Consider the following 15216-nt stretch of genomic DNA (forward strand, 5'->3'; position numbering starts at 1 on the left):
CGGGCCTTTGCAGGTCTGCCGCAGCGTCAGCCGTGGCTTACCAGATCACCACCTGCTGCTCGCCGGTGCGGGCCATCGGCGAACCGGCCTTGCACTGGAACGCGGCAGCGAAGGTCGGCAGGTTCGACGGCGCACCCATGGCGCGGAACTGCGCCGGGGCGTGCGGGTCGGTGGCCAGGCGGACCTTGGCGTTTTCCGGGGTGTACTTGGTGCGCCACACGGTGGCCCAGTTGAAGAAGAAGCGCTGGTCGCGGGTGAAGCCGTCGACCTTCGCATCTTCCTTGCCGGCGGTGGCCTTCTGCAGGGCGTCGTAGGCGGTGGCCAGGCCGCCCAGGTCGGCGATGTTCTCGCCCAGGGTCAGGTGGCCGTTCACTGCCTGGCCGTCGACCTTGTACTGGTCGAACTGCTTGACCAGCTTGCCGGTGAGGCCTTCGAAGTTCTTCTTGTCGGCCGGGGTCCACCAGTCTTCCATGTTGCCGGTCGGCCCGAAGCGTGCGCCCTGGTCGTCGTAACCGTGGGTCATCTCATGGCCGATCACCGCACCGATGCCGCCGTAGTTCAGCGCGTCGTCGGCCTTCGGATCGAAGAACGGCGGCTGCAGGATGGCGGCCGGGAACACGATCTCGTTCTGCAGCGGGTTGTAGTAGGCGTTGACGGTCTGCGGGGTCATGCCCCACTCGGTCTTGTCCACCGGCTTGCCGATCTTGGACAGGTTGAACTTGTAGTTGAACTCGTTGGCCGCGCGCACGTTGCCCAGGTAGCTGTCGCGCTGGGTCTGCAGGCCCGACCAGTCGCGCCACTTGTCCGGGTAACCGATCTTCGGGGTGAAGGTTTCCCACTTGGCGATGGCCTTGGCCTTGGTTTCCTCGCTCATCCAGCTCAGGCCCTGGATGCGGTCCTTCAGCGAGGCGGCCAGGTTCTTCACCAGTTCTTCCATCTTCGCCTTGGCTTCCGGCGAGAAGGCAACCTTCACGTACAGCTGGCCGAAGGCTTCACCGGCATCGTTTTCGATGGTGCCCAGCACACGCTTCCAGCGCGGCTTCTGCTCCTTCTGGCCGTTGAGGGTCTTGCCGTAGAACTCGTAGTTCTCCTGCACGAAGGCATCGGCCAGGTACGGCGAGGCGCTGTCCACGGTGTGGAAGCGCAGGTAGGCGCGCCACACCGACGGATCGGTGTCGGCCAGCGACTTGCTCACTTCCTCATGGAAGGCCGGCATGGCCAGCGAGAACTTCTCCGGCGCGGCCACGCCCTGCGACTTGAAGAACTCGGTCCAGCTGAAGTTCGGGGTCAGCTTGTCGGCGTCGGCCAGGGTGACCGGGTTGTAGTACAGCTCGACGTTGCGCGACAGCTCCACGCGCGACTTGGAGGCCTTGGCCAGGCGGGTTTCGAACTTGACCACGTCCTCGGCCTGCTTGGCTGCATCGGCCGCGGCCACGCCGGACAGCTCCAGCACCTTGGCGACATGCGCCTGATAGGCCTTCAGCTTGTCGGCGTTCTTGGCATCGGTGTAGTAGGTGGTATCCGGCAGGCCCAGGCCGCCCTGGCTGGCATAGGCCATGTTCACCCCGGAGTTCTTGAAGTCGGCTTCAGCGCCGAAGCCGAACAGGAGGTTGTCACCCTTGGCGGCGCTGGTGCGCAGGTAGTTGGCGATGGCCGCCTTGTCCTGCAGGCCGTCGATCGCAGCCAGGTCGGCCTTCAGCGGCTCGATGCCCTGGGCGTTGATCTTGGCTTCGTCCATGCCGGTGGCCCACAGGTCGCCGACGATCTTCTCGATGTGGTTCGGATTCTTGACCTGCGCAACCTGTTCGGCCAGCTGGTGCTGCACGGCCACCGAACGTTCGTCGAGGATGGTGAACGCGCCCCAGCTGGTGCGGTCGCCCGGGATTTCATTGGCGGCCAGCCACTTGCTGTTGACGTAGTCGCCGAAGGCGGTGCACGCGTCCTTGGTGGTGTCCAGGTCGCTCGGCTGGAAGGCGTTGTAGGCCGGCAGCTTGCTGTCGTCCAGCTTGTAGGTGGTGGCTTCGGCGGTGGCCGGGGCGGGGGTCGCGGCATCCTTGGCCGGGGTTTCGTTCTTGCCGCAGCCGGCCAGCACGGCCGACACGGCCAGGCTGAGCAGGACGATCTTGGGAGTGCGCGTCATCACTATTCTTGGCCTCCAGGCCGAGTGAGTCAGGGAGAAGCCGCAGGTACGGCCGTGGGCCGAACGATACGCCGCCGGCCTGGCCTGCAAGGGTGTCGAAGGTCATGTCCGGGCGCAAGGGCCAGAACGTGCAAGGGCGCCCCGTGGGCGCCCTTGCAGGAAGCGGTGCGGCTTACAGGCCGCCGCCGCCGCAGCCCTTGCCCAGGTAGTCGTCGATCAGCCTGAGCTGGTCACCCATGATCGCGCGGGTCCAGGCGGGACCATGCGCGTAGTCGGCGATGGCGTGGAACTCGACCGGCTGCCCCGAACCCCTGGCCTTGTTCACGAACCACTCCGACTGCTCGATCGGCACCGTGCGGTCGCGGTCACCGTGGTAGACCATCAATGGAATCTTCATTTCACCGGCCTTGTCGACCGGGTTGAGGCCGGCCACGGTCGGCGCCTGGGCCTGGCGGAAGAACGGGTTGGTATAGAAGCGCGACCAGATCTTCTTGATGTCCGAAACGCCGGCACCGGCGATGGCGCACTTGTACAGGCCATTGGGACGCACCGAAGCCGCGAACGCCGAGTAGCCGCCATAGGAGAAGCCGAACATGGCGATGTGGCCGGGCTGGGCGATCTTCTGGTCGATCATCCACTGCGCGCCATCGTCCTTGTCGTCCTGCATCTTCTGGCCCCATTCGGCATCACCGGCCATCCACAGCTTGCGGCCCCAGTCGGCCGAGCCGCGGAACTGCGGGCGCAGGACCGCCATGCAGCGTGATGCCATCAGCGGTACCCACATCGAGCCGTCGAAGTCCATGCCATCGCGTGCCCACGGGCCGCCGTGCGGATGCACCACGGCTTTCCACGGGCCGGCACCGCACAGCTCGGCGCTGGGCGTGGTCAGGAATGCCGGAATGTCCAGCCCGTCGCGTGCCTTGTAGTAGACCAGCCGGGTGGTGCCCAGCGCGGCTGGCTGGATCTGCGGATAGGTCTTGGCCAGCAGGGTCAGCTTGCCGTCGTGCAGCAGGTGATACTCGGGCGGGTTGGAAGGGCCGGAGGTAGCCACCAGCACATTGGAAAGATCGGCGGTGTAGTCGACGATGCGGTAGCTCAGGCCTGTATCGTAGTTGGCGGTGTAGCGCTGGCCGTTCGCGGTATCGACCATCGCCAGCGGCTCCTGGCGGATGCCAAGCGCCTGGCGCAGCCCCTGGTCCAGGGCCTTCATGCGCGGAGAGGTCCACTGGATGTCGTCGCCGCGCGGACCGGCGTAGCCGATTCCCATGATCTCGCCGAAGGGTACCGCACCGCTCCGGTGGCGGTTGATCAGCATCGAGCCGGCGTTGAACAGTTTGTGCTCGAACAGCACTTCCTTCTGCTTGCGGGCCGTGATGTCGTACTCGTAGACGATTGATTTGTCGCGGCCGACATTGCTGAGTACGAACGCGATGTTCGGATCATCGGCAAAGCCGATCACCTGGTTGACGTCGCGGTTCTTCACGTAGGAGCGGAAATGCTCCTCCCAGGCACCGTTGGCAGGCGAGCGGAACTCGGTGGCGACGTAGGCGCCGGTACCGTCGACGTCCTGCCGCAGGCGTGCCCGCAGTTCACTGTCCAGGTCGGTGATATAGCCCGCCACGCGCTCTTCGGTCTTCTGGATGCGCTGGGAGGTGAAGTTGCGCAGGTCGACCTTGTAGACGTCACCGGAACTGCTGCCCGAACCGTTGACCACCAGGATGTGGTCGGGATCGTTGGGCAGGGTGTCGAGCACCGTGGCGTTGGCCAGTGCCTGCTCGAGCTCTTCATTGCGACTGGAGGCGCGCGGCGGCGTGATCGGCTCCTTCCACTGCTTGCCTTCGATGTCGGTGATGAAGAACTTGCTGACGAAGGTCTTGGTCACCCGGTCGGCGCGCAGGTCGTAGGGTTGCCACAGCACGACGGCCAGCTGTCCGTTCTTGATGAACGACACGCTCTGGAACTTCATGCGGTTGGCGCCGATCACCGTGGGTGGCTTGTCCAGTGCATCGGTCCGCCAAACCACGATCACGCGCTCCTCGCCATCGGCGCGAAGGCCGGCGATGTGTTTTCCGTCTGGTGACAACGACAGGCTGGAGATGGCCGGGAAGGCGGCCATCTGTTCGATGGTGGGCGCCACAGGCTTGGCGTGCAGCAACGGTGAAAGGCTGGCCAGGGCCGCCAGCAGCAGGGCTCGCTTCATTGCAACCTCGGAATGCGTTGGCACCGGCCTGCGGAGAATCCGGTGCCTGAAATGGAACCGCCGCCCCGAAGGGCGGCGGTTGCAGGGAGCAGGATCAGAACGAACGCGTGATGTTCAGGAAGTAGCTGCGACCGAAGTAGTCGAAGCCGCTGTACAGCAGCGCGTTGCCGACGGTGCTGTAGACACCCTGCGAGATGGTCGGCGGCTTGCGGTCGGCGAAGTTGCGCACGCCACCGGTGACCGACCACTTGTCCGCTTCATACTTCACCGAGATGGCCTGCAGGAAGTAGTTCGGGGTGTACAGCTTGTACGCCGAGGTGGCCGGATCGAAGTCACCCGGGTTGCGCTCCTCGTAGTACGCGTAGCTGTCCATCTTGTCGATCCAGTCCAGGCCGTAACGCACCTGCCAGTTCTTCCACTTGTAGCTCAGGTCCAGCGAGGCGGTGTTTTCCGGACGCGACAGCATGCCGTTGTAGTCCACCAGCGGATCGTCGGAGAAGACCTTGCTGGCCTGTTCCAGGTAGTGGGTGAACTGCAGCGTGGTGCGCAGGGTGCCCGGGCCGATTTCGCGGACATAGCGGGTGGTGAAGTCCAGGCCACGGACCTTGTCGGTGGACAGGTTGATGAAGCCGTTGGTCACCACCAGTTGGTTGTTGACCGGGTTGCGGGCCACCAGGCGGCACAGACCCGAACCGGAGGAGAAGTCGGCACTGCCGCTGTCGTAGCAGCGCGACAGGATGTTCGCGCCGCCCGCGCTGTCGACGCCGTTCTTCACTTCGATGTCGAAGTAGTCGGCGGCGAAGGACAGGTCACCGAAGCCGCTGCCGAATTCCGGCTGGATCACCACGCCCAGGGTCTTGGCCTTGGAGGTTTCGGCTTCCAGGCCGGCCTCGGCACCACCCTGGGTGACCACGGTCACGCCCTGGGTGGCCAGGTAGTCCGGTGCCAGGCCCAGCGATGCGCAGTTCTGGTAACGCGGCGAGCTCGGGTTGCGATCACCATACTCGTTGCAGGGGTCGGCACTGCTGCTCAGGAAGCCGGTGGTGCCGCCCAGGAACTGTTCGAACAGCGCCGGTGCGCGGTAGGAGGTGCCGTACGACGCACGGAACGACAGCCACTTCACCGGGGTCCACAGCGCGCCGATCTTGTAGGTCTCATCCGAGCCGTAGGACTTGTAGTCGGTGTAGCGGCCGGACAGGTTGACCGTCAGTTCCTCGGCAGCGGTGACGCCGGACAGCAGCGGCAGTTCCAGTTCGCCGTAGGCTTCGAACACCGAGTCCGAACCGCGGGTCGGAGTGGCGTTGGTCAGGTTGTACAGGTCGGCATTGATCGAGTACGGCGACGGGGTGTCGTCGATGCGTGCCTTGCGGTACTCGACGCCGAATGCACCACCGGCCGAACCGTACGGCATGTCGAACAGCGGGCCGTTGACGTTGAAGTTGACCGTCGTTTCCTTGTACAGCGTGTTGCCGGTGACCGGCACGAACACCCAGTCCTTCCAGTCCTGCGGCAGCTTGCCACCGATGGTGTTGGTGTTCAGCGCCGGCGCGGCGATGCAGCCGTTGGAGCCGTCCCGGCAGACATAGCCACCGGCACCGTTGGAGACCACGTCCAGGCTCTGGCGCAGGCGGCTGGTCAGGAAGCTCTCGAAGGTGTAGTCGGCGTCGCTGCGCGAGTGCATGACGTTGAAGTCATAGTTCCACTCCGAGCTCAGGTGGCCACGCAGGCCGGCATTGAAGCGCAGGAAGTCGACGTTCTGCTTGTTGGTGTCGTTGCCGAAACCGATGAACGCACGCACGCCCAGGTTCTTGCCGCTGGTCTGGTCGGTCGGAGCACCGGCAACGCTGTCACGCAGGTTGGCCGGGATCAGCGGGCTGCCCACGGCATAGTCCAGGGTCAGCTGGCGATAGCCGGTCTGGGTCGACTTGCGCTTGTTGCCCAGGAACTCGTAGTACAGCTCGGCATCGCCCAGTGCGTTGAGGTCGAAGCCACCCTGCAGGTACAGGGTGTGGGTCTTGGTCGGCGAGATCAGCGACTGGTTGCGCATGGCCGGATCGAAGGTGTCGCGGGTGTTCAGGTCCACGCCTTCGTAGCCCACCAGGCCGGTGGTGATGGCCGCATTCGGGCGCCAGCGGTTGAAGCGGGTGCCGGCGCCGCCCGGGGCCGCAACACCGGTACGGGTGTTGGTGCCGATGGTGTTCAGCGTGGTGCCGCCGGCATCGAGCGACCAGCACTTCGGCTTGCCGGTCAGCGGGTCGATGAAGTCGCCGCTGCCCCAATAGTCGCCCGCGTCGATGTCGCGGTACATGTCGGTCGGGCAGCCACCGGCCCAGCTGCGGTCGGCCAGGGTCAGCTCGTTGCGGGTGTAGTACTCATAGGAGCCGGAGAAGTGCGAGCGCTCGCCGGTGGCACCGAACATGATGGAGTAACGGCGCTCTTCACCGCCGCCGCCATCGGTGGCGTTGTGCTGTGCTTCGAAGCTGACGCCATCGACCTTCTTCTTGGTGATGATGTTGATTACGCCGGCAACGGCGTCGGAGCCGTAGATCGAGGACGCACCGTCCTTCAGGATTTCGACGCGGTCGACGATCGAGTTCGGCAGCACGTTCAGGTCGGTCGAGCCCACCGAGCCGCGGGTACCGGCCGGCGACACGCGGCGGCCATTGAGCAGGATCAGGGTGCGGGTCGGGCCGAGGCCGCGCAGGCCCAGGGTGTTGGCGCCCGGGCCACCGTCGGTGACGTAGCCGCCATAGGCGTTGTTGATCTGCGCCGCACCGGCGGTGACCGCGGTGCTCTGCAGGGCCGCCGTGGTCGAGTTGAAGCCGGCCAGGGTGGTTTCTTCACGGGTGACGACCTGCACCGGCGAGACCGAGTTGAACACGTCGCGGCTGATGCGCGAGCCGGTGACGGTCACCGTATCCAGATTGGTGGCCTTGGACTTGGATGCCTCTTCGGTGGTCTGCGTCGAGCCCGAGGCGTCCTGTGCGATCGCCGGGGCAGCCGCAGCGAGCAGCACGGCGGAGGCGAGGGCGAAGCTCAGCGGGTGCTTGCTGAGCGACTTGCGATTGATCATCTGAAATCCCCTTGAATCGAATGATTGCGTCGTACACCGGGACAGGTCCTTGTCGGCGTCTCCGTGTGCCCCTTGCCCGGGGTCGGCAGCGTGCTGCCACCCGGCGCTGGTACCGGCTTCACGTGCCGATGACCCGAGATTAACACGACATTAACCGAGCCTGTCAAACGTTCACGAGGGAGTCATGAAGCTGTGGGTGATGGGCGCGCCTTGCAGTGACAGGAGCGCCCATTTCTCCTTCATCTCATTGATATGTATTGATTTGTTTCGGTTCATGTCAAACGTGTCTGAGCCGTGAACGGGATGTGGCCGTGCTGTGCGACGGACAAAAAAAGGCCCCGCCGAAGCGGGGCCTGGTCCAGACACGCAGTCCGGAATACGACGGGATCAGAAGTCGTACTTGACCTGGGCCGAGATCTGACGGCCGTAGACGCTGTAGAAGCCGTCGTTGAACGGGGTCGATTCGTTGCCCGGGTAGTTGTAGCGCTGGCCTTCCGGCAGCTTGTTGAACACGTTGTTGACCATCAGCGACAGGGTCAGATCGTCCTGCGCCTGGTAGTTCAGGCTCATGTTGTATGTGGTGTACGAGCCCCACTTGCCGGCCTTGGCGCCGGAGGAGTGGACGTAGTCATAGCTGCGGCCGGTGTAGGCCAGGTAGTTCGGGGTGCTGCCGACGTAGTTGGCGTACAGGGTGGTGGTGAACTTGGAGATGGCCCAGCCCACCGACACATCGCCGCGCACCTTGGCGAAGTTGTCGTAGTACCACATGTTGTATGGATCGCTCAGCAGATCCAGCTTCTGTGCGCCCGGCAGCGGCACCACTTCACGCTTCAGCATGTTGGTGTAGTTGCCCGAGAACATCAGCGAACCGAAGCGGCCCAGGTCCTGCTGGTACTTGGCGCCGACGGTCACCGCTTCCAGGTTCTGGCTGGCCACGTTGAGCTTCGGGGTGTACACGCGGGCCAGGTTGCCACCGGCGTCGCGGGACACCCAGTCGGTCACGTTCTGGCAGCTGGCCGAGGTGTTGTTCGGCAGGCCGTTGCGGCACTGGTACTCGGCCAGCAGCAGCTGGTCGGTGCTCAGGGTCTTGACCTCGTTCTTGATCTTCCAGTTGTAGTAGTCGACCGACAGCGAGAAGTTGCTCACCGGGGCCCACACCACGCCCGCGCTCCACACGTCGGCGGTGATCGGCTTCAGGTCCGGGTTGCCGGACTTTTCGCTGTACACCGAGGTGGTCTTGTAGAACGAGCAGGCTTCGTCACGCAGCGCGTAGCCCATCTGGCTGCAGCGGTAGTAGTCGTTCTGGCCGGAGGCGAACGAGCCGCTCATGCCCTGGAAGGCATCGGACAGGGTCGGCGCACGGAATGCGGTGCCGTACTTGCCGCGCAGCAGCAGGCTCTCAACCGGGCGGTATTCCAGGCCGATGCTGTAGGTGGCCTTGTCAACGGTCTTGTCGGCGATCTTGAAGGCGTCGTAGCGGCCCGAGGCGCTGATGGTCAGCGACTCGAACACCGGCATGCGCAGTTCGCTGGTCACCGCGTAGTTGCTGCGGTGGCCGGCACCGGCCACGGCGGTGGCGCCCCAGGCGTTACCATCGACGAAGGCCTGGTCGGGCGAGTAATCCCAACCTTCGCTGCCACCTTCCAGCACCACGGCCAGGCCGGCGTCGCCGCCCGGCAGGGAGAACAGCGACCCGTTGGTCACCTGCACGCGACCCAGGTTCTGCCAGGTCTTGCTGCGGTGGGTGCCATAGCCGGTGAAGCTGGCGAACTGGTCCGGGGTGATCGGCGAGTAGAACGCGGCGTAGTCCGGGTTGTAGATGCCGAAGCCATCAGCGGTGGTACCCAGGCGCGGGCCCAGCACGGTGTCGCCGAAGAAGCCTTCGATCTTGTCCTTCCAGCGCGCGAAGCGGTTCTGGTCCAGGCGGTATTCGCCGCGGGTGAAGCTGGCGCTGTAGTCCCAGTCGCCGACCATGCCCTTGCCACCCAGGGTGACCTGGTAGGAACGGCTCTCATCGGAGTTCAGGATGTTGTTGTAGTGGCCCGGGCCGATTTCTTCCGGTGCGAAGGCGCGCTGCAGGTTCACGACCTTGCCCAGGCCCTGGTCGTAGAAGCCGCCCATCACCGACTTGGTGCCCCACCACAGGGCGCTGGAGCCGGAGGTGAACTCGGTCTTTTCCTTGCTGTACAGCACATCGGCGAACAGCTGGAAGTTGTCGTTCACGTCGAAGGTCATCGACGAGTAGAACTGGCCGCTGTTCTTGCCGTTCTTCAGGGTCTTGTAGCCGGCGCTGTACACCGAGCCGCACGATTCGCCCGATGCACGCTTGCCGACGGTGGTGGTGCCGTCGTACAGGCCTGCGACGTTGGCGCAGCGGGTCGGGTCCATCATGTACAGCTTGTTGTCGGCGTTGCCGATGACGGCAAAGTCGTTCGACGGCAGCTGTGCGGTATAGCCGACCGGGTTGTTCTGCTTGGTGATGTCACGCTGGTAGCCCCAGATCGGGCTGCCGTTTTCGATCTGCACGTTGACCAGCGCGTGGAAGCGGTCGTCGAATGCGTTGAAGCCCTTGGCGGCGCTGAAGCGGATGTTGCTGCCACCACCTTCGGTGTAGGTGCCGCCACGGATCGACATCGTGCCGCCGTCCATGCGTTCCTTCAGGATGATGTTGACCACGCCGGCGATCGCGTCCGAGCCGTACAGCGACGACTGGCCGCCCGGCAGGACCTCGATGCGCTCGACGATGTCGATCGGAATGCCGCTGATGTTGTTGAACGACTCGCTGCCGTTGTACAGCGCCGGATACGAGAGCATCGGGCGGCCGTTGATCAGGTACTTGGTGTAGCCCGGGTTCAGGCCGAACATGCCGGCGGCTTCGGCGCCCTGGGTGAACGCACCCGAGGTCTGTCCACCCTGCAGGCCGCCGGTGGTCAGCGACGACTGCTGCAGAACTTCAGCAACGCTGCTGAAGCCGCGGGTCTGGATGTCTTCGGCGGTGATGGACATCACCGGGGTCTGGGTTTCGACCTGGGTCTGCGGGATCAGCGAACCGGTGACGGTGATCTTGTCCAGGTTGGTCGCCTTGTCCTGGGCCATTGCCGGGGCGGCGGCCATCAGAGCGGACATCAGGGCGACGGCGAGCGTGTTGCGACGTGCGGTATTGCTGACGTGTTTCATGTAATTCCATTGGAGAGCAAAAACAAAAACGGCACTGCGCATGCGCCATCGCGCGGGCTGGAATATCCGGCTCCGCAGCTCAAAACAGTGCTCATCGAACGTAACATGAACTTAACAATCTGTGCACGAATCTGTCGCATTCCTGAATTTCAGTCAGCTTGCATCCAGCTTGTATGATGTCGGGTTATCCCCCTGACCCCGCCGGTGCCCGTTGTGAACAGTTCTCCCCGCCGTCCCCATGTCAGCCAGGTCCAGAAGGGACTTACGCCGCATGCCCGCATCCGCAACGTGATCGCGGTCGGTTCGGGCAAGGGCGGCGTCGGCAAGTCCACCACCTCGGTGAACCTGGCCGTGGCGCTGCAGCAGCTCGGTGCGCGCGTGGGCGTGCTCGATGCGGACATCTACGGGCCGAGCGTGCCGGCCATGCTGGGCCTGTCCGGTCGCCCGGAAAGCCCGGACAACAAGAGCATCGAGCCGTTGCGTGCCTTTGGCGTGGACACCATGTCGATCGGCTACCTGATCGAAGAGGACACGCCGATGATCTGGCGGGGCCCGATGGCCACCTCGGCGATGACCCAGCTGTTCAACGACACCCTGTGGGACGACCTGGATTTCCTGCTGATCGACCTGCCGCCGGGCACCGGTGACATCCAGCTGACCCTGACCCAGAAGATTCCGCTGGCCGGTGCGGTGATCGTCACCACGCCGCAGGACATCGCCACGCTGGACGCGAAGAAAGCGCTGAAGATGTTCGAGAAGGTCGAGGTGCCGGTGCTGGGCATCGTCGAGAACATGGCGGTGCACACCTGCAGCAGTTGCGGGCACATCGAGCACCTGTTCGGCGAGGGCGGCGGCGAGCGCATGGCCGCGCAGTACGGCGTGCCGCTGCTGGGCTCTCTGCCCCTGCAGATCGGCATCCGTGAACAGGGCGATGCAGGCACCCCGATCACCGTCGCCCAGCCGGATTCGGCGCCGGCCCAGGCCTACCGCCATGCCGCACAGCGCCTGATCGAGGAAGTGGGCAGGCGCCCGCGGGCTTCGATCCCGATCCTGTCGTCGCTGCTGTAAGGGCCGGGGCAGGGGCCGCCGGCCGAGGCCGGGCCCCTGCTAGAATCCTCGCGCCCCCTCGTACCCCCAGGACAAAGCATGAGCATCAAGAGTGACCGTTGGATCCGCCGCATGTCCGAGCAGCACGGCATGATCGAGCCGTTCGAGGCCGGGCAGGTGAAGCAGGCCAACGGCCAGCGCATCGTCAGCTATGGCACGTCCAGCTATGGCTACGACGTGCGCTGCTCGCGCGAGTTCAAGGTGTTCACCAACATCAACTCGACGATCGTCGATCCCAAGCACTTCGACTCGGGCAGCTTCGTCGACATCACCGCCGACGAATGCATCATCCCGCCGAACAGCTTCGCGCTGGCGCGTACCGTCGAGTACTTCCGCATCCCGCGCGATACCCTGGTGGTGTGCCTGGGCAAGAGCACCTACGCGCGCTGCGGCATCATCGTCAACGTGACGCCGCTGGAGCCGGAATGGGAAGGCCACGTCACCTTGGAATTCAGCAACACCACGCCGCTGCCGGCGCGCATCTACGCCAACGAAGGCGTGGCACAGATGCTGTTCTTCCAGGCGGCCGCCGACGACGTCTGCGAGACGTCCTACCGCGACCGTGGCGGCAAGTACCAGGGCCAGACCGGCGTGACCCTGCCGCGGACCTGACGATTGCAGGCGATTTGTAGAGCCGAGCCATGCTCGGCTGCCCTGCATTGAAGCCGAGCATGGCTCGGCTCTACATGAGGGAAGGCGGCGCAATGCGCCGCCTTCCTTATTTGCCGCGACCGAACAGCATCGCGATGCCGACACCAACCAGGGCCACCGGCCACCAGGTCAACAGCAGCTTGGACAGGTTCAGGTGCGTCCAGCCGAGATTGCTGGCGAGCATGAACAGGCCGATCAGGATCAGCAGGACGGCGGCAACGAGGTTGAATCGCATCGGGTCGGCGAAGGCTCAGGACTGGGCCGGATATCCTAGCCGTTCCTTCCAGTAGGCGACATGCTGGTCCAGCGCCGCCGGCTCGTAGCGGTGCGCCGGGCCACTGCCCCAGACCGGGCCCGGCCAGGCCGGATCACCGTCATGGCGGCCGATGACATGGAAGTGCAGCTGGCGCACGATGTTGCCCAGCGCCCCGATGTTGATCTTCTCCACCCCGTCGGCACCCTTCAGGGCCTTGCAGGCGCGGTTGAGCTCGGTGCGCAGCTTGTCCTGCTGCTCGCCGTCCAGCTCGATCCACTCGGTCACCCCGGCCAGGCGCGGTACCAGCACCAGCCAGGGGAATCGTTCGTCGTTCATCAGCCGCACTTGCGACAACGGTCCTTCCGCCACCAGCACGCTATCGGTGGCCAGGCGTGAATCGAGTTCGAATTCGCTCATCCAAGATGCTCCGAGAAGAAGTCCAGGGTGCGTTGCAGCGCCAGGGCGGCGCTGTCTGGATCATACGCATGTCCGACCTCCCGGTTGAAGGCGTGATCGGCCGGATAGACGTAGGTGGCCATCTGCGGCAGCTTCTCGCGGTGGGCCTGGACCGCTTCCGGCGGGATGCTGCGGTCCTGGGCGCCGAAGTGGAAGATCACCGGGGCCTTGGGCGCCTCGTCGAGGAACTGCACGTTGCGCGCACCGTAGTAGCTGACCGACGGCAACCCCAGGCGCAGTGCGGACAGCATCGCCACCGTGCCGCCCCAGCAGTAGCCGACGGTGCCGACCTTGCCGTAGGGCGCCAGTCGGGTGGCCGCCGCGCGCACGACCTCCAGCGCCCGTTCCATGCCCAGCGCGCCGACCCGTTCCAGGCCCTGCTTCACGCCCTCGGCGTCGTAGGGCAGCGCATCCGGGTCGGCGTCGGGGCCGTCGACCAGGTCGAAGAACGAGGGCGCCAGCACCGCATAGCCTTCGGCTGCGAAGCGCTCGGCCACGCTGCGGATGTGCGGATTGGCGCCGAAGATTTCCTGCACCACCACCAGTCCGCCGCGCGCGGTGCCGTCCGGCAGGGCCTGCCAGGCCCGTACCGGGCCGTGATGCGTATCCAGGGTGATCCACTCGGCCATCGTCATCTTCCTCGTTGCTGGGAACAGAGCTGCATTGTCGGCGCTGCGCCGGTTAGCGCGGCGTCAGCGGCTGTGCCGGATCGGGCGGCTGCGGGTTTGCGGCAGTGCGTTCCCAAGGCGGTGCAGAGGGCTGTTTCTGCATTGACCGGTGCACACCCGCAGCCTAAGCTTTCAGCCACGATGACATACAAGCCTCCGGCGCGAGCCGGGGGCTTTTTTGTTGTCCGCGTGTTGCGGGTCGCAACGCGCAACCGGTGGCTGTGACGGGCCAGCCACGATGACCCACTGCAGGCAGCCCCGAGCCTGATCACCCCGAACCCCAGCCGCCGCAAGGCGGCTTTTTCATTTCCAGGAGATTCAACACCATGTCCATCAATCAAGCCATTTCCGCCCAGGACTCCGCGCTGTACGTGAAGGCCGGTACCGCCCCGACCGCGCCGAACAATCCGGCCGGCTATACCGAAATCGACGGCCTGACCGCCTTCCCGTTCGGCCGCGGCCAGGCCAACACCCTTGATGCCACCAACCTGCGTTCCAAGCAGATGGAGAACATCGCGGGTCTGTCCGGCGGCCAGGCCGTGCAGGTGTCCGGCCACCGCTGGCCGGTCGGCAGCTCGGCAGGCCAGGAGATCCTGCGCGACGCCGATCCGGATGCCGACCTGCACTTCCTGATGGTGCTGCCCACCGGCGATGCCGCTACCTTCGTCGCCAAGGTCGCCGCCTTCAACGTGGCCCCGGGCACCAACCAGGTGCTGACGTTCACTGCGGACCTGCTGCCGCGTGAGTTCGCGCTGGTAACCGTGACCGCTGGCGGCACCCCGTGATGCTGCTGGGCAAGCAGCAGATCCTGGACGCGCAGGATCGCCGGCACGAGGACGTCGCCGTACCCGAATGGGGCGGCAGCGTGCGCGTGGCGATGATGTCGGCGCGTGACCGTGATCGCTGGGAGCAGGAGACCTATGGCGGTGACACGCCCAAGGTGGATGACTTCCGCGCGCGATTCGTCGGCCTGTGCCTGGTCGATGAAATGGGCGAGCGCCTGTTCTCCGACCACGAGGTGGCCCAGCTGGGCACGAAATCGGCCGCGGCGCTGGATCGCGTGTTCCGTGTCGCGCAGACGCTCAATGCGCTCGGCGATGCGGCCGTGGGAGAGCTGGAAAAAAACTGATCCGCCGGCCTGAGCGCCGGCTTCAGTTCCGGATCGCGTGGAGGCTGGGCCTCCCGCATCCGGACCACCTGCTGGCGGGAGTGACCTCCCGCCAGCTCTCGGAGATGTATGCGTTCGCACGCCTGGAGCCGTTGGACCAGCCCCTGCAGGGGATGCTCGCCCAGCTGACCAGTGTGCTGGCGCAGGTGCACGGCAATACGACCACTGCCGACGACTTCCTGCTGGTGCGACCGCGTGCGTCGCCGGAGAGGGCGGCAAAGGAGCGCTCGCAGCAGCTGCTGGAACTGTTCGGCAGCGCATCGCGGCGCAACGCTGCGGCGTGATTCCGGGCGGGGCAGGGCATTGCTTCTCCGATGCGT

Annotated in this window: 12 protein-coding genes; 5 read left to right on the forward strand and 7 right to left on the reverse strand. The window is 65.1% G+C overall.

Features of this window, described 5'->3' with window-relative positions:
• Nucleotides 1–37 precede the first annotated feature (37 nt).
• The 4 genes from AC5P8F_RS06160 to AC5P8F_RS06175 form a co-directional block, all read right to left on the reverse strand.
• Nucleotides 38–2140, reverse strand: coding sequence for a M13 family metallopeptidase (locus AC5P8F_RS06160; RefSeq protein ID WP_032957470.1), 2103 nt, complete (start codon nucleotides 2138–2140; stop codon nucleotides 38–40).
• A 172-nt stretch (nucleotides 2141–2312) separates the two neighbouring features.
• Complete coding sequence (locus tag AC5P8F_RS06165) at nucleotides 2313–4340, reverse strand: alpha/beta hydrolase family protein (protein WP_495219816.1); 2028 nt, start codon at nucleotides 4338–4340, stop codon at nucleotides 2313–2315.
• 94 nt (nucleotides 4341–4434) lie between these two features.
• Complete coding sequence (locus tag AC5P8F_RS06170; protein WP_014647913.1) at nucleotides 4435–7413, reverse strand: TonB-dependent receptor plug domain-containing protein; 2979 nt, start codon at nucleotides 7411–7413, stop codon at nucleotides 4435–4437.
• A gap of 387 nt (nucleotides 7414–7800) precedes the next feature.
• Entirely contained in the window at nucleotides 7801–10590 is a 2790-nt protein-coding gene (locus tag AC5P8F_RS06175; protein WP_014647912.1) for a TonB-dependent receptor plug domain-containing protein, read from the reverse strand.
• A gap of 213 nt (nucleotides 10591–10803) precedes the next feature.
• On the opposite strand from AC5P8F_RS06175, the gene apbC reads away from it, so the two are divergent.
• Complete coding sequence (gene apbC, locus AC5P8F_RS06180; protein ID WP_014647911.1) at nucleotides 10804–11658, forward strand: iron-sulfur cluster carrier protein ApbC; 855 nt, start codon at nucleotides 10804–10806, stop codon at nucleotides 11656–11658.
• A 78-nt stretch (nucleotides 11659–11736) separates the two neighbouring features.
• Nucleotides 11737–12309, forward strand: coding sequence for a dCTP deaminase (gene dcd, locus AC5P8F_RS06185; protein WP_014037995.1), 573 nt, complete (start codon nucleotides 11737–11739; stop codon nucleotides 12307–12309).
• A 106-nt stretch (nucleotides 12310–12415) separates the two neighbouring features.
• Here dcd and AC5P8F_RS06190 read toward each other — a convergent pair whose 3' ends face one another.
• The 3 genes from AC5P8F_RS06190 to AC5P8F_RS06200 are packed head-to-tail and all read right to left on the reverse strand — an operon-like array spanning nucleotide 12416 to nucleotide 13689.
• Entirely contained in the window at nucleotides 12416–12583 is a 168-nt protein-coding gene (locus tag AC5P8F_RS06190) for a LiaI-LiaF-like domain-containing protein (RefSeq protein ID WP_005418011.1), read from the reverse strand.
• Nucleotides 12584–12598: 15 nt separating this feature from the next.
• The gene (locus tag AC5P8F_RS06195) at nucleotides 12599–13021 is read right to left on the reverse strand and encodes an HIT domain-containing protein (RefSeq protein ID WP_014647910.1); all 423 of its coding nucleotides are present in this window, start codon (nucleotides 13019–13021) and stop codon (nucleotides 12599–12601) included.
• A complete protein-coding gene (locus AC5P8F_RS06200) occupies nucleotides 13018–13689 on the reverse strand; it encodes a dienelactone hydrolase family protein (RefSeq protein WP_032957503.1) in 672 nt (223 codons plus the stop codon). The genes AC5P8F_RS06195 and AC5P8F_RS06200 overlap by 4 nt, the downstream gene beginning before the upstream one ends.
• Nucleotides 13690–14054: 365 nt before the next feature.
• On the opposite strand from AC5P8F_RS06200, the gene AC5P8F_RS06205 reads away from it, so the two are divergent.
• The 3 genes from AC5P8F_RS06205 to AC5P8F_RS06215 all read left to right on the forward strand — a co-directional run bounded on the left by AC5P8F_RS06205 (nucleotide 14055) and on the right by AC5P8F_RS06215 (nucleotide 15180).
• A complete protein-coding gene (locus AC5P8F_RS06205; RefSeq protein WP_346601446.1) occupies nucleotides 14055–14513 on the forward strand; it encodes a phage tail protein in 459 nt (152 codons plus the stop codon).
• Nucleotides 14513–14857, forward strand: coding sequence for a hypothetical protein (locus tag AC5P8F_RS06210; protein ID WP_014647908.1), 345 nt, complete (start codon nucleotides 14513–14515; stop codon nucleotides 14855–14857). The genes AC5P8F_RS06205 and AC5P8F_RS06210 overlap by 1 nt, the downstream gene beginning before the upstream one ends.
• A gap of 80 nt (nucleotides 14858–14937) precedes the next feature.
• Complete coding sequence (locus tag AC5P8F_RS06215) at nucleotides 14938–15180, forward strand: phage tail assembly protein T (protein ID WP_227864145.1); 243 nt, start codon at nucleotides 14938–14940, stop codon at nucleotides 15178–15180.
• The last annotated feature ends 36 nt before the right edge of the window (nucleotides 15181–15216 follow it).

This window comes from Stenotrophomonas sp. YJH_SMC_69 (genome assembly GCF_059370495.1).